At 52.7% G+C, this 21,219-nt stretch carries 19 protein-coding genes; 15 read left to right on the top strand and 4 right to left on the bottom strand.

Annotation, left to right across the window (positions count from 1 at the left end):
- Position 1 precedes the first annotated feature (1 nt).
- The 5 genes from AC3G2T_RS11620 to AC3G2T_RS11600 all read left to right on the top strand — a co-directional run bounded on the left by AC3G2T_RS11620 (position 2) and on the right by AC3G2T_RS11600 (position 4,378).
- The gene (locus AC3G2T_RS11620) at positions 2 to 775 is read left to right on the top strand and encodes a LamB/YcsF family protein (protein ID WP_488435534.1); all 774 of its coding nucleotides are present in this window, start codon (positions 2 to 4) and stop codon (positions 773 to 775) included.
- A 190-nt stretch (positions 776 to 965) separates the two neighbouring features.
- On the top strand, positions 966 to 1,850 hold the full coding sequence (locus AC3G2T_RS11615; RefSeq protein WP_488435533.1) for an ABC transporter ATP-binding protein: 885 nt from the start codon (positions 966 to 968) through the stop codon (positions 1,848 to 1,850).
- A 37-nt stretch (positions 1,851 to 1,887) separates the two neighbouring features.
- Positions 1,888 to 2,631, top strand: a complete 744-nt coding sequence (locus AC3G2T_RS11610) for an ABC transporter permease (protein ID WP_474683416.1) — start codon at positions 1,888 to 1,890, stop codon at positions 2,629 to 2,631.
- Between the two features lie 2 nt (positions 2,632 to 2,633).
- Positions 2,634 to 3,755 (top strand): sensor histidine kinase, encoded by a 1,122-nt coding sequence (locus AC3G2T_RS11605; RefSeq protein WP_488435532.1) that lies wholly within the window; start codon positions 2,634 to 2,636, stop codon positions 3,753 to 3,755.
- 20 nt (positions 3,756 to 3,775) lie between these two features.
- Complete coding sequence (locus AC3G2T_RS11600) at positions 3,776 to 4,378, top strand: response regulator transcription factor (protein WP_488435531.1); 603 nt, start codon at positions 3,776 to 3,778, stop codon at positions 4,376 to 4,378.
- Between the two features lie 2 nt (positions 4,379 to 4,380).
- On the opposite strand, the gene AC3G2T_RS11595 is transcribed toward AC3G2T_RS11600, so the two are convergent.
- The 3 genes from AC3G2T_RS11595 to AC3G2T_RS11585 are packed head-to-tail and all read right to left on the bottom strand — an operon-like array spanning position 4,381 to position 8,127.
- Positions 4,381 to 5,502 carry a Ger(x)C family spore germination protein gene (locus tag AC3G2T_RS11595; protein WP_474683419.1) on the bottom strand — a complete coding sequence of 374 codons (1,122 nt, stop codon included), beginning with the start codon at positions 5,500 to 5,502 and terminating at the stop codon, positions 4,381 to 4,383.
- Positions 5,495 to 6,598 carry a GerAB/ArcD/ProY family transporter gene (locus AC3G2T_RS11590; protein ID WP_474683420.1) on the bottom strand — a complete coding sequence of 368 codons (1,104 nt, stop codon included), beginning with the start codon at positions 6,596 to 6,598 and terminating at the stop codon, positions 5,495 to 5,497. Before AC3G2T_RS11590 ends, AC3G2T_RS11595 begins: the two co-directional genes overlap by 8 nt.
- Positions 6,595 to 8,127: a spore germination protein gene (locus AC3G2T_RS11585; protein ID WP_488435530.1), complete on the bottom strand. Its 1,533-nt coding sequence runs from the start codon at positions 8,125 to 8,127 to the stop codon at positions 6,595 to 6,597. Before AC3G2T_RS11585 ends, AC3G2T_RS11590 begins: the two co-directional genes overlap by 4 nt.
- A gap of 393 nt (positions 8,128 to 8,520) precedes the next feature.
- On the opposite strand from AC3G2T_RS11585, the gene AC3G2T_RS11580 reads away from it, so the two are divergent.
- The 3 genes from AC3G2T_RS11580 (at position 8,521) to holA (ending at position 11,596) form a co-directional block, all read left to right on the top strand.
- Positions 8,521 to 9,069, top strand: a complete 549-nt coding sequence (locus tag AC3G2T_RS11580) for an RNA polymerase sigma factor (protein ID WP_474683422.1) — start codon at positions 8,521 to 8,523, stop codon at positions 9,067 to 9,069.
- Positions 9,066 to 10,313: a zf-HC2 domain-containing protein gene (locus tag AC3G2T_RS11575; protein WP_488435529.1), complete on the top strand. Its 1,248-nt coding sequence runs from the start codon at positions 9,066 to 9,068 to the stop codon at positions 10,311 to 10,313. Before AC3G2T_RS11580 ends, AC3G2T_RS11575 begins: the two co-directional genes overlap by 4 nt.
- Positions 10,314 to 10,576: 263 nt before the next feature.
- Positions 10,577 to 11,596, top strand: coding sequence for a DNA polymerase III subunit delta (holA, locus tag AC3G2T_RS11570; protein WP_488435528.1), 1,020 nt, complete (start codon positions 10,577 to 10,579; stop codon positions 11,594 to 11,596).
- Between the two features lie 66 nt (positions 11,597 to 11,662).
- Here holA and rpsT read toward each other — a convergent pair whose 3' ends face one another.
- A complete protein-coding gene (gene rpsT / locus AC3G2T_RS11565) occupies positions 11,663 to 11,935 on the bottom strand; it encodes a 30S ribosomal protein S20 (RefSeq protein WP_474683425.1) in 273 nt (90 codons plus the stop codon).
- Positions 11,936 to 12,132: 197 nt separating this feature from the next.
- On the opposite strand from rpsT, the gene gpr reads away from it, so the two are divergent.
- The 7 genes from gpr to hrcA all read left to right on the top strand — a co-directional run bounded on the left by gpr (position 12,133) and on the right by hrcA (position 21,191).
- Entirely contained in the window at positions 12,133 to 13,131 is a 999-nt protein-coding gene (gene gpr, locus AC3G2T_RS11560; RefSeq protein WP_474683426.1) for a GPR endopeptidase, read from the top strand.
- Between the two features lie 140 nt (positions 13,132 to 13,271).
- A complete protein-coding gene (gene spoIIP / locus AC3G2T_RS11555) occupies positions 13,272 to 14,492 on the top strand; it encodes a stage II sporulation protein P (protein WP_474683464.1) in 1,221 nt (406 codons plus the stop codon).
- A gap of 33 nt (positions 14,493 to 14,525) precedes the next feature.
- Positions 14,526 to 14,945, top strand: coding sequence for a DUF3679 domain-containing protein (locus AC3G2T_RS11550; protein ID WP_488435527.1), 420 nt, complete (start codon positions 14,526 to 14,528; stop codon positions 14,943 to 14,945).
- Between the two features lie 1,237 nt (positions 14,946 to 16,182).
- Complete coding sequence (gene lepA / locus AC3G2T_RS11545) at positions 16,183 to 17,997, top strand: translation elongation factor 4 (protein WP_488435526.1); 1,815 nt, start codon at positions 16,183 to 16,185, stop codon at positions 17,995 to 17,997.
- Between the two features lie 73 nt (positions 17,998 to 18,070).
- Complete coding sequence (gene hemW, locus AC3G2T_RS11540; protein ID WP_488435525.1) at positions 18,071 to 19,231, top strand: radical SAM family heme chaperone HemW; 1,161 nt, start codon at positions 18,071 to 18,073, stop codon at positions 19,229 to 19,231.
- Between the two features lie 358 nt (positions 19,232 to 19,589).
- Positions 19,590 to 20,057, top strand: coding sequence for an N-acetyltransferase (locus tag AC3G2T_RS11535; protein WP_474683430.1), 468 nt, complete (start codon positions 19,590 to 19,592; stop codon positions 20,055 to 20,057).
- Positions 20,058 to 20,162: 105 nt separating this feature from the next.
- Positions 20,163 to 21,191 carry a heat-inducible transcriptional repressor HrcA gene (hrcA, locus tag AC3G2T_RS11530; protein WP_474683431.1) on the top strand — a complete coding sequence of 343 codons (1,029 nt, stop codon included), beginning with the start codon at positions 20,163 to 20,165 and terminating at the stop codon, positions 21,189 to 21,191.
- Positions 21,192 to 21,219: the final 28 nt, after the last annotated feature.

Raw genomic sequence — 21,219 nt, 5'->3', positions numbered from 1 at the left:
GATGAGGACTGCGGTCGATTTGAACTGCGACCTAGGAGAAAGCTTCGGAGCTTATACGCTGGGCCGGGATGGAGAGCTGCTGTCGCTTGTTACTTCGGCCAATATTGCGTGCGGGTTTCATGCAGGCGATCCCGGCACGATGAGAACTACAGTGAAACTTGCTCTTGAACGGGGCGTAGCGATAGGGGCTCATCCGGGCTTGCCGGATCTGGTCGGTTTCGGCCGCCGGGAAATGAACATATCTACGCGGGAAGCTTGCGATATGACGGTTTATCAGATCGGCGCCCTGGACGCTTTTGTGAGAGCGGAAGGCGGTACCATGCAGCATGTAAAGCCGCATGGGGCCTTGTACAATATGGCCGCGCGCGACATGAAGCTGGCCGAGGCTATTGCCGAAGCCGTCTATCGGGTCAATCCCGAGCTGATTTTGTTCGGTCTCTCGGGCAGCCGGCTTATCGAGGCGGGGAACAAAATCGGCTTGCGTACCGCCAGCGAGGTTTTTGCCGACAGGACTTACCGGCAGGATGGATCGCTTACACCGCGCAATGAGCCGGAAGCCGTCATTGAAGACCCTGCTCAGGCCATGAAGCAATTGCTGCAAATGGTCAAAGCAGGGAAAGTGACTTCCAGGGAAGGCGCCGGCGTGCCCATTGCTGCCGAGACGGTGTGCGTTCATGGGGACGGCGAACAGGCTTTGCTGTTCGTCCGACAAATCCGCGAGCTGTTGGCGGCGGAAGGCATTGCCCTGAGCGCAGTCGGCGGCAGCCGACACTGACCCCGGGATTCGAGGGGCAAATAAAAGATTGCACATTCAGCCACTTGCCGAAGTGGCTTTTTGCTTTGGACATCGTTGTGGTTACGAAAATGACATTTGTCATATCAGATTGATGATATTCGTGAATTACGCATCGGAGTCATGCGCGGTATGATACATACATGACAACAACAATTACGAGGTGAACATAATGAAATCGATCATTGAATTGGAACATGTCTGTAAAGAGTTCAAAGGAAAGCGGGCTGTCGACAACTTGTCCCTTACTGTCGAGGAAGGCAGCGTAGTGGCGCTGCTCGGACCGAACGGCGCTGGCAAGACGACGACGGTTTCGATGATTCTCGGGCTTTTGCAGCCGACGCAGGGCACGATTCGCCTGCTGAACGGAAATCCGCGGGACCGGGCGGTTCGGGATCGGATGGGTGCGATGCTGCAGGAAGTGAATGTCATCGAAGGGCTGACCGTCGCCGAGACGATCGAGCTGTTCCGGCATTATTATTCCAGGCCGCTGTCGCTGGAAAAGCTGCTGAGCGTCTCGGGTCTGGAATCCGAGCGGAACAAGCGGGCCTCGTCGTTGTCCGGCGGGCAAAAGCGGCGGCTCGGCTTTGCGCTGGCGCTGGCCGGCGATCCGGCCGTGCTCTTTTTGGATGAGCCGACCGTCGGGATGGACATTACTTCGCGGCAGCAATTTTGGGAAACCGTCCGCGAGATGGCAGCCAGAGGAAAGACGATCATATTGACGACCCATTACCTGGAAGAAGCCGACAGCATCGCCGACCGGATCGTCGTCATCAATGGCGGCAAGCTGGTTGCCGACGGAACTCCGGCTGAAATCAAGGCTTCGACGAATCAAAAGACGATCTTTTTTACCGCCGGTCCAAAGCTCGATCCGGAGTCGCTGCAATCCATTCCGATGATTTCGAAGGTGACGTGGAGCGGACGAAAGGTGAAAATTACGAGCCCTGACACGGATCAGGTCATTATTGCGCTCATTCAGCGTCAGTTGGACATCAAAGATATCGAAATTCATACGGGCGGCTTGGAAGATGCCTTCCAGTTTTTGGTTCAAGCCTAAGCGGAAAACGAGTATACAAAAGGAGATGCAAAACATAATGATGAGAGCGATGATTGCCCAATGCAAGGCCGAACTGTTAAGGACGGTTCGCAACAAGCGGTTTTTCGTATTTTCGATGATTATGCCGGCCGTGTTTTATTTCATTTTCTCTTCAACGATAGGGGACAATGTTAATGTAGGCGGAGTCGCGTGGAAAGCTTACTATTTGATGTCGATGACCGTGTTCGGCGTTGTCGGGGCGTGCGTCAACACGCTGAGCATTAAATTCGCCCAGGAAAGAACGCAGGGTTGGGTCAAAATGATCGAGATTACGCCGCTGCCGTCGAGCGCTTACGTGCTATCCAAAATTGTGTCCCAATCGATCATTAATCTGTCCACGATCGTTTTCATGTTTATTTTGGGCGCCGCGTTGAAAGGGGTCGATCTGACGCTGGCGCAGTGGATCGGCTGCGGGCTCTGGATCTGGCTTGGCGCGCTGCCTTTCATGGCTCTGGGAACGCTGATCGGCACGCTGAAAAGCGTAGAGGTTACCCAAGTAGTCGCGCAAATCGTCTTTATGGGCACTTCGCTGCTGGGCGGCTTATGGATGCCGACGCAAAGCATGCCTGCGATACTGCAAAATATTGCTCTCGCTTCGCCGACTTACCGGTTCGGCCAAGGGGCGTGGAACATTATTGCGGGAATCGCTCCCAGTCTGAACGGCATGCTCATTCTTGCGGCGTACCTGATCCTGTTTGTGATATTATCTTCATATATAATCAAAAAGCAGAAAGCGGTCTGAGCATGAATTCTACCGGTTTTTCCCGCAAAAAAACGTTTGAAAGCTTTTGGCTGTTATGGTCTTTGTATTTGATCTTTCCGACTATGACTTTACTGAACAAGCCGGTTCCGCAAATGTGGATCGGCTTCGCTTTGCTGGCCTGTTTTGTCGGTCTGCTGATCATGTCCGTGAGAAACGCCGCGCACAGAATCTTTTATTTGCCGCCGGTTTTTACGATCCTCGTTATATTTTCATTAAACTACAGTCCTTATCTCGTCTATATGTTTTTTTATACCGCGCCGTTGATCGGCATGCTGCCTACGCGGAAGCAATTTATGACCATGTTCGCGTTGATGATAGCGGCAATCGGAGTGACTTGCCTGCTGGCTTTCGGCAAGCAGCACGAAGACGAACTTATGTATTTGCTTCCTTCGCTGCTTGTGCTGCTTGTGCTTCCGTTCGGCATCCGCTCCAGAATGAAGTCGAATGAGCTCAAGGCAAAGCTGAATCTGGCCCATGAGGAAATCACGCGCCTGGCGATGGTCGAGGAAAGGCAGCGCATATCCCGCGATCTTCACGATACGCTGGGGCATACGCTTTCGCTCATTACATTAAAAAGCGAGCTGGCGGAGAAATTAATTCCGACCCAGCCTGAACGTGCCGTTCAAGAGGTCAGGGACATACAATTGACTTCGCGCGCGGCGCTCAAGCAGGTCCGTGAGCTTGTATCGGGAATGAACGCCTTGTCGATCGACGAAGAGCTTCGGCAGGCAAGACAAATGTTATCCGCCGCATCCGTGCAGCTCGACATTATCGGAGACGTGAAGCAATGGGACGCTCCTCCTCTGGTTCAAAACATATTGGCGATGTGTTTGAAAGAAGCGATCACTAACGTAGTCAAGCACAGCGGCGCGCGGCGGTGCCGCATCGCTTTTCAGGCCGCCCCCGGATATTGGGAAATGACCGTCGCCGATGACGGCTGCAGCGAGAGCCGTCACGGAGATCGGCCTCCTTCTTCCGGCCGGGGACTGCTGGGGATTAAGGAGCGGCTGGAATTAATCGAAGGGACGATGTCGTTCCAAATGGATGCGGACAAAGGGACGCAATTGACCGCCAAAGTTCCGCGCATTATTAAGCATCAATGATCCGAAGGGAGCAGAAACAGATGAGAGTTATCGTTGCCGAAGACCAGGGCATGCTTCGCGGTGCGCTGAGCGCACTGCTCGATCTGGAAGCCGACATCGAAGTGGTCGGGCAGGCGGAAAACGGGGAGCAGGCGCTGCAGCTGATTCAAACGGTCGAACCGGATATTTGCATTATGGATATCGAGATGCCAAAGATGACCGGGTTGGATGTTGCGGAAAAATTAAAGGAACTTCGGCATCCTTGCCGCGTCGTCATCTTGACGACGTTTTCCCGCTCCGGATATTTCAGGCGGGCGATGAGGGCCGGCGTACACGGCTTTTTGCTCAAAGACGCCCCTATCGGCGAACTGGGCGAGGCGCTGCGCAAGGTGCATGCGGGCGGGCGCGCCGTCAGTCCCGAGCTGGCGTTGTCGGTTTGGGAAGCCGCCAATCCGCTGTCCGAAAGGGAACGGGAAATATTAAAGCTGATTGCGCAGGGCTTGTCGGCGGGCGAAATGGCAAAGCGGCTGTTTTTGTCAGGGGGCACGATCCGCAATTACGTTTCGGAAATTATGCAAAAGCTGGATGCCAAAAACCGCATCGATGCGATCAGCATCGCCGAAAAAAACGGCTGGCTGGACTAAAATCATTTCATAGGTCCGGTATCTTTGATCGTTGCCTTAACAGCTACGCGAATGTCAGCCTTGGCCAGCTCTGCGCCCCAGTTTTGCGCCACCTTCTCAAATTCGGCAAATGAATTCGCCCGTGCATACAGCCCTAGACCGATCGGATCGATCTTGTGGGCTTGAATTTTTTTAATCAACCGTTCAAACCGCTTTTCCAACTGCTTTGTAATGAGTGCCTCCAGTTTTTTTTCATTTTTTTGCACATCAAAAGGGAACATTCGTTCCCTGATACCAATGAACATACGAACTTTAATATCGTAGTGAAACTTGTTCCCGCTGTACGATGTTCGAATGCTCGTTTTGATCCGGCTGGCCTCGAAACCTAATTTATTCGTAGAAAACGGGTCCTGCAGGGGAGCGCCGGGAATGGTCACCGTCATGTTGACCGGGGCTTTCGCTTCTTTTTGCAGTATTCGCAACAATTTCGTTTCCACGGCATTCAACGTGAGTACATATTTTCCTTTGTTGTCCAGCAGTGCCGTGCCTTTTAACCGGATTTCTTTTCTTTTGTCCAGTGCAACTTCGGACATGCTGGGGGTAAGCCCGGTATCGCTTATTTGCCGGCGCAGCTCCATAAGAGTCGTGGATACGGTCTCCGATCTGGCGCTCTTGGTATCGACCATTCCGCGAAGCAGCATTGGCGTGTACGGCTGGTCTTTCGGATTCAAATAAATAATTTTGGAGACCGGCCCGTCCACAGCGATCATTCTAGGTGTCAGCTGATTTTTCGTATCGCGGAAAAACACATCAAGGAGCGGGAACCAGTCTTCACGCTCGAGGATGCGCTTGCCGATCAGTATCGTCAACACCTTTTTGCCGACGATAGATCCCGCCGATTTCTCCTCCATTTTGCTTCTCGCCTCGCGAATCGTATCCACTTCGACGCTTCTCTCCTGCGTTTTCTTTTTTGCGCTTTTACTGTATACGGGCGAACTCATATAGAAAATCACATGTTTATCCGGAGTCAGATCGATGCCAAGCGAGAAGTTATTCGTAACATTTTCCAAATCCACGCGATCGCTGCAACCGGTGGCGGCAAGGAGTGCGGCGATAAGCCCGGCACGCAGAAGATGTCTAATCATTGTTCCTCCTCCGGCGAAAGCGATCATACAGCCACAAGTAAAGAAGCATGCACACGGGAAACACATATTCTACGCCCAAGCCGAGCTGGCCAAGCAGGGCATTCAACTTCGTGCTCTGCGGAAAGGTCGGCATGAAGAAATACGTGCCCACGGCAAGCAGCAGCCACAGCGCCCGCAGGTGGTTGGTGTGATCCGATTTTCCGAGCAGCCAGCTTGTGCAGTAGACGATAATGAACATCGGAGGTATCCATGCCATCGTAAAAATGATCAAATAGAAGACGATAAAGATCATTTCGATTCGTTCAACAAACTTGAATTCTATAGTCTTCAGGGCGAAGATCCCAGGTTCGCTGTATTTTGCTATGTCATTCGGGCTGAAATAGACGAAGCAGACGATCGTGACCAGCAGGTAGGCGAGCGTAGCTAACGAATTGGCGATCGTCAAGCCGAGTGCAGCCCTCCTTTTGTTTTGCAAATACGGATAGAAAATAAAGGTAGCCGCAAAACCCAAGAAATAATATATCGTATCCGGTACCGCAGCAATAACGGGCTGCCATCCTTTCTTGAACAAGGGAAACAAATGGAGCCAATGGGCGTTTTTCAGCGGAAGCAGGTAAACGAGCGGTATCCATAAGGTGAGAAGCAGCACGGTTTCGGCGAATCTGCCTGTTATGCGAAGACCGCCGCGCACGACATTATACGTGGGAATGAGCAGCAAAATCATAATCAAATACTCGGGAGTTTGCGGCAAAAGCCACTCTTTCGTAATCAAAACCGCATACACAATACATGTATAGCTGAAATAGAAGAAGTAAAGCGCAAGCAGAACTGCCCCCGTTCTGCCAGCCCATTTGCCAAAGTAATGCGTCAGCAGGTCAAGCAAAGTCCCGTCGGGATATTTTTTCATCACCTGGACGACAACCAGGCTGGAAACCGTGGTAATGACCCAACAGGCAAAGAGCGTCATCCAGCCGTCTGTGCTCGCCTTCTCGGCCAACACCCGCGGTATGGATATGAAGCCGACGCTGATCACCATGCTCGCTTGGATGCAAATAAATTGCACGAGCGTAATCTCGTTGCGGACGCATTTGTTCATCCCGGATCACCGTCCGAACGACTCGGCTTTTTTCTCCGCGATTGTATCGCCTTCGTTCCGGAAGGGCGTCTTCTCATTAGCCAAAGGGGCAGCCGGACAGCCGTATCTTTCCAATCGGCGGGACGTGCCGGCGCGAACGGATTGGTGTAAGGAGTGCCGAGCGACTCCAGCGAAATCAGATGGCTGATCATTGTCAGCATTCCGATCAAGATGCCGACGAGGCCGAACATGGAGGCGGCGATCATCATCCCGAAGCGGGTAAGCCGGATGGCGGCGACCATATCGTAGTTGGGCAAAATGAACGATGCAATAGCCGTGAAAGCGACGACAATCACCATGACACTGCTGATTAGCCCTGCCTGTACGATGGCCTGCCCGATGACGATGCCGCCGACGATGCCGACCGTTTGCCCGACCGGCGCAGGGAGGCGGACTCCCGCCTCGCGGATCATTTCGAGGGTGAGCTCCATCAGAACGGCTTCAAAGAACGGCGGAAAGGGAACCCGGCCCCTGTATTCGCCGATCGACAGCAGCAGTTTAACTGGAATGATCTCAAAATTATAGGAAATAACGGAAATATAAAAGGCCGGCAAAAGAATCGCAACGAAAAAAGCGAACATCCGCAGCAGCCGAATAAAAGTGGCGATCGACCAGCGCGTGCTGTAGTCGTCAACGGTCTGAAAGAACGACATAAAAACGACGGGCGCAATGAGCACGCTTGGAGAACGGTCCAGCACAACGGCGAATCTGCCCTGCAAAATTTGCGAAGCGGCGGAATCCGGCCTTTCCGTTGTAATAAATTGCGGGAACAGAGAACGGGGATTGTCTTCGATCATCTCGGCCAGCTCGCCGGTGGTGATCACAGTGTCTACATCCAGATTTTGTATACGGCTCTCCAGCACTTGCAAAACTTCCGGATTTGCGACATCGGCCAAATATAAAATCGATGCGGAAGTTTGCCCTCGTTGTCCTACCGTCAGTTCCTTTATTTTCAATTCCCGGTCCGGAATGTAGCGGCGGATTAATGCGATGTTTTGCATGCCTGTCTCCACAAAACCTTGGTGGGCTCCGGACAGGGAAGCCTCAAGCTGCGGATCGACAATCGCGCGCTGCGGCCATCCCTGCGTATCCAAGGCATAGGCTTCGGTCCGCCCGTCGACAAAAAGCACGCTTTTGCCGTGAAAAATGGCCGCCTGCACATGCGACCATACGGAGAGGGACTGGACTTGTCCGACCAAGGTCGTAAAATCGCTGTTTGCGACGCCCGTTTCATGTTGAAGCGGCTGAAGCACATTGTTATTGATCGAGCTTTTGTCCACGAGCCCATTCAGATAAACGAGCGCTGCCGCCTCACCGGTCTGTCTGATCGTAAGCCGGCGGATATTCAGGTCCGGCGTCTTCGTGAACAAGGTTTGTATGTCCGCAATATGCTGCGACAATGACGCGGTCAAGTGTTCGTTCAAGAGCGGACTGCACTGCTTTTTGGCCGAGCGGTACTTTGTGCTTCCGAACCAACTGGTAAATTGCATCGATCGTCACCTCGCCAAAGCATCATGCTGGAATCTCTGCCATACGCAGCAACAGCCGCACAGGCAGTTGATCGTATTTTTACCGTTTATAGAAAATTCTAACCGCGTTTTCTCGGTACTACATAAACATAGTACTATGCCTTCTGCAGGAATTCCTTACAATGGAAGTAATTCTAGTCTATAATAATCGGGAGGAGCTGCGTGTTTCCATGAATTCTCTTTAACCTAATTCCGCTTTGCCTCGTCTAATATACGGATCAAGGATATTTTTTTGTTTATTGCGCTATTTTTGTTATTTCGATAGTGACTTTTGGTAAAATGTTTTTTATTCTATAGATTGCAACCTTCTGAGCTAAGCATACGTCTGTAAGGTTGCAAGAGGGAGGGATCCCAGTGGTAGCACCCGAACTGGTAAGAAACGCTCAAGCCGGTGACCGTGATGCTCTCATAACCCTATTGCGAGAAATTGAATCTCACGTCTATCGAACCGCTTACTATATTCTTGGCAATGAACAGGATGCGCTCGACGCTTCGCAGGAGGCGTTGATCCGAATTTATACCAAAATTCATTCATACGAGGAAAAAGCGTTATTCAAGACGTGGGTACAGCGGATTGTGACCAACATCTGCATAGATAAATTCCGCAAAGCGAAGCCTACGGTATCCATTGATGAGCATGAGATGATTTTTACAGCAGAGCACAATGTAGAACAGGAAATTTTAACCGGTTATTTGGCAAAAGATATTCGAGAAGCGATTGACAAGCTTCCCGAGCACCATCGATCTGTAGTTGTGCTTCGCTATTTGCAAGACTTTTCGTATCATGAGATTGCAGAATCGTTGAACTTGCCGCTGAATACGGTGAAGTCTTATTTGTTTCGAGCCAGGCAGCAACTGCAAACTTTACTCCAAGATTATCAGAAAGGAGGTGTTCGGGGATGAATTGTCAAGAGGTGATGGAGCTTATGCAAAGACATCTGGATGGAGATTTGAATGCTCAGGAGGAAGAGGAGCTGCATGTCCACCTGATGCATTGTTTGGAATGCGCGGAAATGTTCGAACGGCTGCGAAGTTTGTCCGATGAGCTGACCCAGCTGCCCAAGGTGCTTCCGCCCTACAGCCTGGTTGATGCCATACTGCCGCAGTTGAACGAAATACGGTTGCAGGCAGAAGCTCCCATTGCCGATACAACAATGGTTGCCGTTCAGCCGGCAAGCCATTCATCCGTTTCCGGGCACCCTCAACGACAACCTCGGAGACGCGCGTTCGGATCGCAAATTTCATGGAAGTTGGCTGGCGGTATCGTCGCTGCCGGTTTAATTATCGGATTTTTTGTTTTCCAGACAGGCAAGCCTTCATATGACCAGGCGGACGCGCTTCTTCAGCCGCAGGCCAAGAAGGAGTCGAAATCCACAGCAGCGCAAACAGCCGCATCGGCGGATAACAGCGCCGGCGCCGGCGGTGAAGCAAAGCGGAACGTGTTGTCCGTTCCAGAGCCGACCGCTTCCATATTTCCGGCACAGCAGGAGTCTAAAGCTTTCGGGCCGACAAGTACCCCGGGTGCGGTGAGTGCGGGCAGTGCCGCCAAGCTGGAGCCGCCGGCTATGCTCGATCAGCGTTCGGATTCCAAAGACGATAAAGCTTCGGCTGCATCTTCCAAAATGGGACCGATAGCGACCGATCCCGAGCCTTTGGGCCATCAGGCTGCGCCCGCTTCTTCGCCAAGCAGTAAGCAGCCGCCTGCCGCAAATCAGACGCCGGCTGCTTCGCAGGAGTCCGCCGCTGCTGACCAGGCGCCGGTGCCGACGGAGACGCCCCAGGCCGCAAACAAGCTGAAAACGGAGGGTCCTTCATCTTCGCCTGCTCCTACGTCTTCAGAGCCGCCGGCAGATCCGAATGTAAGCAATCAGGCCGGAATGCGCGGATTTCTGATGGCCGAACCGCAAGCTTTCAAATCTGTCACGGGAACGTATGAGGCTGTCGTGAAAGATCAGCAGGTTGTCGTTCGGGACGCTGCGTCCAAGGAAACCGTCTTTACGTCCAAACAAAAATGGCCGTCGTCGGATGAAATTGTTTTCGTTGAATGGTCCAAAGACAACAAGCTTACGTATCAGGTGTCCACGGGCGACGGGAAGACGCAGACGTTCGTCATCGACGTTTCGGCCAAATCGGAGAAATCCAAATAATTTTTTAACACGATGCACCAAACGTTAACGTTCAGCGTATTTTATCGTAAAGAGAGTTTAAGAGAGCGAACCTCGGGTTCGGTCACTCGGCCAAAGGTTTCTAGAGCCTTTGCGCCGGTGTTTAAATAGATGCTGTTTCCGGGAGAAGGAGACTGCTTCCGGTACAAATTCTTCCTGTTGCTCGGCAAAGGGATTGCGTCAACATCTTCGGATTTTGACGCAATCCCTTTGTTGTTGGTAAGATAGTCAAGAGGTGGATGCACATGGATGCGAAAAAGGCGTTGAAAGAAATTCAAGCAGGCCGCACCGCGCCGGTTTATTTATGCTACGGACCTGAGAAATATAGAATGCGCGAGTTTATTCAATATTTGTCGGACGCGCTGATTGAGCCCGAGCACAGGGAATTTGCCGTAAGCAAATTCGACCTCGGGGAAACCGGTTTGTCTTCCGTGCTGGAAGATGCCGAGACGCTGCCGTTTATGGTGCCCAAGAAGCTGATTATCGCAACCAATGCGGTATTTTTCACCGGGGCAAGAGACAACAGCAAGGCGGAGCACAACCTGGAACGTTTGATCGAATATTTAAAGTCGCCGGTCGACCATTCCGTCATCGTGTTTACCGTAGACGCGGACAAGCTGGATGAGCGCAAAAAAGTGGTCAAATCGCTGAAGGAGCGCGATGCGGCGATCCCTTTCTTGTCGCTGACCGCGGAAGAGCTGCAGCAGTGGGTAGTAAGGCAGGCCCAGAAGTTGGGCTTTTCGTTCGCGTCCGGCACAGCCGACCAGCTGATTTTGTATACCGGCGGTAATCTCCAGGCGCTATCTGCCGAAATCGAGAAAATATATTTATACATCGGCTCCGGAGGCACAGCGACCGGGGAGACGATCGATCAGCTCGTCGCCCGCAGCACCGAGCAGAACGTATTTATATTGATCGAAGATATCGTGCAGCTCCGGCTGGAACGCGCCTTTGTCATTCTTGAAGAGCTGCTCAAGCAGCGTGAAGAGCCGATCAAAATCGCCGCGCTTATTGCCAGGCAGTTCCGGATTATGCTGCAGGTAAAAGAGCTTGGCAAGCAGGGATATTCCCAGCAGCAGATGGCTTCCCAAGTCGGCCTGCATCCGTATGCGGTAAAAATCGCGGAAGGCCAGGCGAGAAAATACGAGACGGACAAGCTTTGTCTCATTTTATCGCAGCTCGCCGACCTCGATTTTCAAATGAAGAGCGGCCGCATCGACAAGGTGCTCGGTTTGGAAATGTTTTTGCTCCGCCTGGCGGCGTGAGCGGCTGACAACAAAAAAGTCCAGTTCCCGCGAGGGAAACTGGACTTTTGCTTGTATGTGCTGGGATTACGCTTGAGCCGAAAGAGCGTTCAGCTTTTTAGCCAGACGGGACTTCTTGCGGTTAGCGGCATTTTTATGGATTAAACCTTTAGAAGCTGCTTTGTCCAATTTCTTAGAAGCATTGATCAGCGCTTCTTTGGCAGTTTCTACATTATTGCTAGCAGCAGTGGTTTCGAAAGCTTTCACAGCGGTGCGCAGAGCGGACCTTTGGGAAGCGTTGCGAAGACGGCGCTTTTCGCTAACTTTTACTCGTTTGATAGCGGATTTAATGTTTGGCATGAAATTCACCTCCTACTTCACAAAACACGTTCAACGATACATTTTCATGTTTGCTGACAACTTTAAGTATTCTACCATGCTAAATCTGAAAATGCAATAGCTGGTATTGTTCAATGAGCTTTCTTTTTTGCATAACGGTCGCGTCTTCGTCGCACAATAATTTTACTTGCCGACAGAGAAGAGGGAGAGCATTCACTATGGACTTAAACATTTACTCATCGCATACCGACCTGGCTCTGGACGCCAGAGACATGGCGCAAGCAGCGCGACAGGGGCAAAATATTCCGGGCATTGAAACGGAGTCCGAACGGGAGAACGGAATCAGAGTGACGAAGATTCACGTCATGGACGAGCAGGGCTCGCAAGCGCTCGGCAAACTTCCCGGTCATTACATAACGATCGAAGTGCCTGCGCTGCGGCAAAAGGACAGCGATCTTCAGGACCGGGTTGCGACCAAGTTCGCCCAGGAATTCGAGCGCTTCCTGAAAGATATCGGGATCGCTGCGGACGCCAAAGCGCTGATCATCGGTCTCGGCAACTGGAATGTTACGCCCGATGCGCTGGGGCCGCTCGTTGTGGAGAATGTGATGGTGACCCGCCATTATTTTGAGCTTTACCCGAACGACGTAACGCCCGGCTACCGGGCTGTGAGCGCCGTGGCCCCCGGCGTACTCGGCACTACGGGCATTGAAAGCGGCGATATCGTACAGGGAATTGTCGACAGATCCCGTCCGGACGTCATTATCGCCATCGATGCGCTCGCTTCGCGGTCGCTGGAGCGGGTGAATACGACGATCCAGATCGCCGACACCGGCATACATCCGGGATCGGGCATCGGGAATAAGCGCAAAGGGCTGACGAAAGAGGTGCTGGGCGTTCCCGTAATCGCGATCGGCGTGCCGACCGTCGTCTACGCTTCGACGATCGTGAACAACACCTTCGATATGATGCGCAAACACTTTGGCGAGCGGACGAGCAACACCGGGCAAATTCTCGGGCTGCTCGACGGGATGCAGGAGGAAGAGAGACTGATGCTCGTCAGAGAGGTGCTCAATCCGGTCGGTCACGACCTGCTCGTAACGCCGAAGGAGATCGACGAGTTCATCGAGGACATCGCCAACATCATCGCCAGCGGCCTTAACGCCGCGCTGCACGACGCTGTCAGCGCCGAGAACGTCTCGGCTTACACGCATTAAAGGCATATGCTTTTTTACGGGAGCTCCTGAACAGGGGTTCTTTCTATTTTGTCTATCAAAAATTTTCTATCGTCTCGGGTTCTACGCGGGCAGGCCTGTTTCATAGATTAAAGTAAGATAGATTAGGAGGAATCGCTGTGATGAAATGGACATCCGCCACACTCAATCTTAGCCGCATCCGCAAAACGTACCAGAGCGCCAACACGCTGGGGAGGACTTTTTTCCTGCTCGGCCTGGCCACCCTAGCCATTTTCGTTCTCATAGGGCTCGGAAGCTACCTGCAAACGCGGGTGATGACCGCCTCCCCCGTCTCATCCATGAAAGGACTTGCCGCATCGGTCACCAATCAGTTTTTTATCGACATGCTGGGCATGGAAGTGCCGCATCTGAACAAAAACAACAAAAAATTTACGTTTTCCCAACATAACGTATTCAATTTCGCTTTTCGCCTCGTGACCGATATTAATCCGCATGATCCGAAAAGCTTGATGGCCCGCGAGCTGCCGGGCATGGATACGGACAGAACGACGGTGCTGGTCGCGGGTAGCGCGGCCAACCCCAGCGAGCCGTTCCATGCGAACCCGCCTGCAGATGTTTTTGCAAAGGCAGAACAGACGTCGCTTCCCGCCGCCCCTGATGCGTCAACGGCTCCAAGCCCTATGCCGACTGCAGTTTCCGGCGCCACGCCGCCGAAATTGGCAGGCAAAAATGTCGCTTTTGTTTATCAAACGCACAGCAACGAATCGTTCCTGCCCGAGCTCAAAGGCATTACAGACCCTGACGAAGCTTACAGCGACAAGATCGGCGTCATTAACGTCGGCAGTCGGCTGGCGCAAAACCTGGAAAAAGACGGCATCGGCGCGGTCCACTCGGATACCGTTTATCCGAACACGGTGAAAGGTTTCAAGTACCCGTACTCTTATAAATATTCGCTGAAAACGCTGCAGGAAGCAGCGGCCGCGCATCCGGACCTGCAATATTTTTTCGACATTCACCGCGACTCGGCCGTCCGCAAAAATACGACGGTCACGATCGACGGGAAAGACTACGCTCAGGTTTACTTTATTATCGGCGGCAAAAACCCGGAATGGAAAAAGAACGAGGAGTTCGCAAACGCCATCCATCAGGCGCTGGAATCGAAGCATCCGGGAGTATCGAAGGGCATCCATGCGAAGGAAGCCAACGAAGGCAACGGCCTGTACAACCAGAACTTCTCGCCGAGCAGTATCCTGATCGAGGTCGGCGGACCTTACAATACGCTTGAAGAGTGCTACCGGACAACCGACTGGCTGGCGGACGCCATATCGGAAGTCATTCTGAATGCGAAAAAAGTGGACGCCTCGGCGCCGAAACCATTATGAGCCGCTTGGGCCGGAGGGAAGGGGACGATGAGGATGAAACATTTTTACCTGAAAGTGGCGATGCTGGGACTGCTGCTGCTGTTCTGCATCTTGTTCGGGGTTAGCCTGGCCACCAGCGGCGTCGAACAGATCCAGGGGCCGCTGACGCTCGCCACGGCAAACGTGCAGGAGGCCGCGGCCAAGCCGAAGGAGAAGGCGGCCGTTCCTTCGCCAAGTCCAGCCCCGGCCAAGGCGGATAGCGGCGCGAAAGCGAAAGCGTCCGCCGCCAACGCCAAGGAAAGCCCGGTGAAGGACAAGGAGCAGGCCGATCCCGTCGCCGACCACGACAACGCGCTGAACCGCGTCGGCAACAAGCTCGGCGACTTGCTGCAAATTACCGCTCACCACGGGATCAAGGCGTTCGTTTCGCTATTCGACGGCGTGCTCGGCAAAGGGGAAGGGAAACAAAGCTGAAGAGGCTTCGCACCGCGTGCAGCTAGCTCCCAGCGCGCGGTGTTACGCTGCATGACGGCGGGGAGGCCGACCGCTCCGCCGTCATACAGCGGCCGGGCCGTCCGCAAAAACCTGCGATGTGTGCCGAACCTGTGGTGTGTGCAAAACCTGTGATGCGTGCCGAACCTGTGGCATGTGCAAAACCTGTAATGTGCAGAGCCTGTGGTGTGTGTAAAACCTGTGATGTGTGCCGAACCTGTGGTATGTACAAAACCTGCGATGTGGTGCGGAACCTGTGGTATGTGCAAAACCTGCGATGTGTGCGGAACCTGTGGTATGTGCAAAACCTGCAATGTGTGCCGAACCTGTGGTATGTGCAAAACCTGTGAAAATCAGGCTGCTCCCGAACTCCATACGCCAGAGTCCAGTTGTACAATCTGCCTGGTTGCGCGAAGAAAACCTGCAAAAGTACAGTTTTTGCTCGGTTGATACGCTGGAGACGAAAAATTCCTGCGAAAGTGCAGGCTTTTCGCCAAGAACATGGGCTCAGATTCATTTTCGTTGAAAATTCCTGCACAATTGCAGGCTTTTCACCAAAATGAACTACTTTTACAGAAAAAAACTGCACTTTCGCAGGTTTTCTCCCTGCCAAGCCACCCGTATCCCCATTTCAGCACCGCAACCCGTGCAAGAGAGGCGTGGGTTGGGGAAGAGCGTTAACTCGCCACTTTATCAACAATCTACGTGTTTATACAGATGCGCTCTTTCTAATGTGCATTATTTCAAAAATATGGGAAATGCAGGTTTTGGCTAGCAGATAATGCTTGTTAGGAAAAATTCCTGCAAATCTACAGTTTTTTCAGTTAACATGCTGCTCTCGACTCCCACTGACGGATAGTTCCCGCACAATCGCAGGCTCTTCTCAAAAACGGGCTATTTCCTGGGCAAAAGTCTGTACAATCGCAGGTTTTCTACATGGCGCCGGGATACACACTCACGATGCCGGAGGTACTGACGCATGACACCGGCGGTGTGCACGCATGCTACCATCGATGTTCACGCATGCCGACGAAACACACTCATGTTCCCGACAATACGTACGCAAGCAACTGTTTATGCTCACGCACGATGTAGGCGATACGCGAGCGGCAGGCTCCGGAACGCGGAGTTTTTCCGCAGTATTCTAGCAGCACATTGCTGTACATTCCCACAACTGCTATAATGAAAATTATTTGCATGTTGGGGGTTAGTCGTAAGAATGACGGACATTCGGGCCAGACAAAAGAAAATTCGCAACTTTTCGATCATTGCACATATCGACCATGGAAAGTCGACGCTTGCCGACCGGATATTGGAATATACAGGCGCGCTCTCTTCGAGGGAAATGCAGGAGCAGGTGCTCGACCAGATGGATCTGGAGCGGGAACGCGGCATTACGATCAAGCTGCAGGCAGTGCGGCTCAGCTACCGCGCGGATGACGGCGAGGAATATATCCTTAACCTGATCGATACGCCGGGACACGTCGATTTTACATATGAGGTGTCCCGCAGTTTGGCGGCCTGCGAAGGAGCGCTGCTTGTCGTGGACGCCGCGCAGGGCATCGAAGCGCAAACGCTCGCCAATGTGTACCTGGCGCTCGACAACAATCTCGAAATTTTGCCTGTTATTAATAAAATCGATTTGCCAAGCGCCGATCCGGATAAAGTGAAGCAGGAGATCGAGGACGTGATCGGACTTGACGCCAGCGAAGCGGTGCTCGCCTCCGCGAAAGCCGGTATCGGCATCAAGGAAATTCTCGAACAGGTGTGCCAAAAAGTTCCGGCTCCGCAGGGCGACCCGGACAATCCGCTGAAGGCGCTGATTTTCGACTCGCATTACGATGCCTACAAAGGCGTAATCGTGTACGTGAGGGTTGTGGACGGCTCGATCAGGGCCGGTTCCAAAATCAAGATGATGGCGACGAACAAAACGTTCGAGGTCATCGAGGTAGGCGCGTTCAAGCCGCGCATGTCCATCGTCGACTCGCTCGACGTGGGCGACGTAGGCTTTATCGTAGCCGGCATCAAAAACGTAGGCGACACGCGCGTCGGGGATACCGTGACGGAAGCGGGGCGGCCTGCGCTTGAGCCTCTGCCGGGTTACCGCCGCATCAACCCGATGGTCTTTTGCGGATTGTATCCGATCGAAACGTCGGATTACAACGATCTGCGCGAGGCGCTGCAAAAGCTGGAGCTGAACGACGCCTCGCTGCGCTTCGAGCCGGAAACATCCTCGGCGCTCGGATTCGGCTTCCGCTGCGGCTTTCTGGGCCTGCTGCACATGGAAATTATCCAGGAGCGGATCGAGCGGGAATTCAACATTCCGCTCATTACGACCGCGCCGAGCGTTATTTACCGCATCACGCTGACCAACGGCGAAGTGATGGACATCGACAACCCGTCCAACTACCCGGATCAGCAGCGCATCGACTTCGTCGAGGAGCCTTACGTGAAAGCTTCCGTCATCGTTCCCAATGATTATGTCGGAACCATTATGGAGCTTTGCCAGGGCAAGCGCGGCGAATACCTGAACATGGAATATTTGGATGCCAACCGCGTCACGCTGACCTATGACATCCCGCTGTCGGAAATCGTCTACGATTTCTTCGACCAGCTGAAATCCAGAACGAAAGGCTACGCGTCGTTCGACTACGAGCTCACCGGCTACAAAAAGTCCAGTCTTGTGAAGATGGACATTTTGCTGAACGGCGAGCAGGTTGACGCGCTATCCTTTATCGTGCATCGCGACGGCGCCTACAACCGCGGCAAAATCATCTGCGACAAGCTCAAGGAGCTGATCCCGCGACAAATGTTCGAGGTGCCGATTCAAGCGGCGATCGGACAAAAAATTGTCGCCCGCGAAACCGTGAAGGCGATGCGCAAAAACGTTCTCGCCAAATGTTACGGCGGCGACATTTCCCGGAAAAGAAAGCTGCTGGAGAAGCAGAAGGAAGGGAAAAAGCGCATGAAGCAGGTCGGCAGCGTCGAAGTGCCGCAGGAAGCGTTCATGGCCGTATTGAAAATCGACGAGTAAAAGATGATAAGCCGGGGACAGCTGCGAACTGTCCCTTGGCTTTTTTCGCAAAGAAAAGAAAGGAACGGTTGCGATGCAAGTCATTCAAAAAGCCCAAGCGGCCCCGGCGGCCGTTTATATTCATATCCCTTTTTGCACGAACAAATGCCATTATTGCGACTTCAATTCTTATGTGCTGAAAGGCCAGCCGGTCATGGAGTATCTCGACGCCCTGGAGCGGGAGATGGAGCAGACGGTGGAGCGGCAGCCGATCGGCAGGGTAGAGACGATTTTCGTCGGCGGGGGCACTCCGACCGTCCTGCTGCCCGATCAGATGGAACGTTTTCTGCGCATGGTGCGCACTTATTTTCCCGCAGACAGCGGCGAGGTCGAGTTCACGATGGAAGCGAACCCCGGCACGACGGACGAAGACAAGCTGGCTGTCATGAAAGAAGGCGGCGTCAACCGCATCAGCTTTGGCGTGCAGTCCTTCAACAACGATCTGCTCGCGGCAATCGGGCGGATTCATAATACAGACGACGTCTACCGCAGCCTGGACAACGCGAAAAAGCTGGGCTTCCGCAATTTGTCCATCGACCTGATGTTCGGCTTGCCGAAGCAAACGGTGGAGATCATGCAGGCAACGCTAAAAGAGGCGCTGGCGCTAAATTTGCAGCACTATTCGATCTACAGCCTCAAAGTTGAGGAAAATACATTGTTCCACACGCTGTACCACAAAAATCAGCTTCCGCTGCCGAGCGAAGAGGAAGAAGTGGACATGTACTTGCTGATCATGCAAACATTGACGGAGGCCGGTTACGGACAGTACGAGATCAGCAATTTTGCCAAGCCGGGCTACGAAAGCAGACACAATTCAATGTACTGGCGCAACCGCAGCTATTACGGTCTCGGTGCAGGCGCGCACGGATACATGAACGGGCAAAGGCACGTCAATGTGAAAGGCATCCAGCCTTACATCGACGCAACCCGAACGGGCCTGCCGATTATGGAACAGTTCGAGGTGACGCGGCAGGAAGCGATGGAAGACTTCATGATGGTCGGACTCCGCATGATGGAGGGCGTAACAAACGCCGATTTCACACGCCAGTTCGGCGTGACGATCGAATCCGAGTTCGGCCCGACGCTGGACAAATGGCTCAAGCGCAAACTGCTGGAACAAACGGCAGACGGATACCGCCTGTCAAAGGAAGGCATCCTGCTGGGCAATGAGGTTTTTGGCTCTTTCTTGTCGTGAGGTAACGTAGTAGTAGCAGTTTTGAGACGGGAAGCGTGTCACGTCGCCAGGCGCTAAGACCGCTTCCCCCCCTCGCTCTAGCCGAAAGCGTGTACCTGAAAGGTACGAAAGCGATCCAACCGCTATCCAAACTTTCATGCACAAAACTCCCATTTTCCTGCAAACCGCCGTCGTCCAGGGGGCGGAACCCCTGGGGTCTCCCTTCCAGGGAGATTTAGAGGGTGAAAATTAGCTCTTGTGCAAATATACGAATTACTGTATATTTATACATAAATCCACGGGCGCTCCGCGGTGCAGCCGCTTCCTCGCGCCGGCGTGGGTTTTATGTATTTTTCGTGTGTGAATGGTGGGATATAGGATGACGACGACAGTTACGGTGAGAAAAGCTTCTATAGAGGATATAGAAAAGCTTTACGATATTATACAAGGGTATGCGAAGCAGGGAATCATGCTCCCAAGAACGAGGCAGATGCTTGAAGAACAGATCGAGACGTTCGTCGTGGCGGAATTTGACGGCAAGCTGATCGGCTGCGGCTCCTTGACCAGACTAGGCCCCGATCTGGTGGAGATTCGCTCGCTCGGCATTACGCAAGGTTACAAGGGACAAGGCATCGGCGGCAAATTGGTCGATTTTCTCGTAGAAGAGGCGCGGAACCAGCACATCGTAAAAGTGATGGCTTTGACCTACGAGGTCGCTTTTTTTCAAAAAAACGGCTTTACCGTCGTGCCAAAGGAAATTTTTCCGGAGAAGGTATGGAAGGATTGCATTCATTGCAAAAAGCAGTACTGCTGCGATGAAATCGCCGTGCTGAAACGATTGGATTGACTTGACAACAGACCTTAGGGTCTGTTATTTTTGTATTAGGATTTAGCACTCACTCAGCAAGAGTGCTAACGACATCGAGAGTGCGATTAGCAGGGAGGGATTTGGATGTTATCTGAGCGTCAACGAATGATTTTGAGTACGATCATTGATGATTATGTTCGCTCGGCAGAGCCGATCGGATCGCGGAGCATTTCCAAGCGGGGGAACGTCGGATTCAGTCCGGCTACGATCCGCAATGAAATGTCGGATCTGGAGGAAATGGGCTTTTTGGAGCAGCCTCATACATCGGCAGGACGTATTCCCTCTCACAAAGGCTATCGCTACTATGTCGACCATCTGCTTCAGCAAGGTACGCTGAACGCGCATGAGCTTGATGCGATGAAGCTGGTATTCGCCCAACGCATCCAGGAGATGGAGGATGTCATCCAGCACGTTGCGGGCATGCTGTCCAGCCTTACCAATTACACATCCATCGTTCTTGGACCCGAGGTGTTCAGCACGACGCTCAAGCATCTTCAAATCGTGCCGCTTACCGATACGACGGCGGTAGCTATTATCGTCACGAATACGGGACATGTCGAGAACAAGACCGTCACGATTCCCGACGGGGTTCCGATGTCGGAAATCGAGAAAGTCGTTAACCTCTTGAACGCCAGGCTGAAAGATGTGCCGCTGCTGCAATTCAAGTCCAAGCTATATAATGAAATTTCCACAGAGCTGAGCAAATATGTGAATGGCTACGAGGAGCTGCTATCCGTTGTGGAGAGCGTGCTTCAGAACGATGAGAAGGACCGCGTTTTTCTTAGCGGCATGACCAATATGTTGATCCAGCCCGAGTTCAAGGACGTCGATAAGGTGAAGAGCATTCTCGACCTGCTCGAAGAAGCGCCGACCTTGATCAAGTTGTTTGCGCCGTCGAGCGGGGGCATTGAAGTCAAGATCGGCACCGAGAACAGCCTTGAAGCGATTAACGATTGCAGCTTGATTACCGCGTCTTACTCGATTGGCGACAAGCCGATCGGGACGATCGGCATTTTGGGGCCTACCCGGATGGAGTACGGCAGGGTCATTAATTTGCTCAACCATTTATCCAGGCACCTTGAAGTTGTACTGGGCCGATGGTACGGTAAATAAGATGCTAACGTTTGAAAGAAGGTGCCTG

Source organism: Paenibacillus sp. sgz302191 (assembly GCF_057749925.1).
This window is presented reverse-complemented; position numbering and strand designations above follow the sequence as displayed.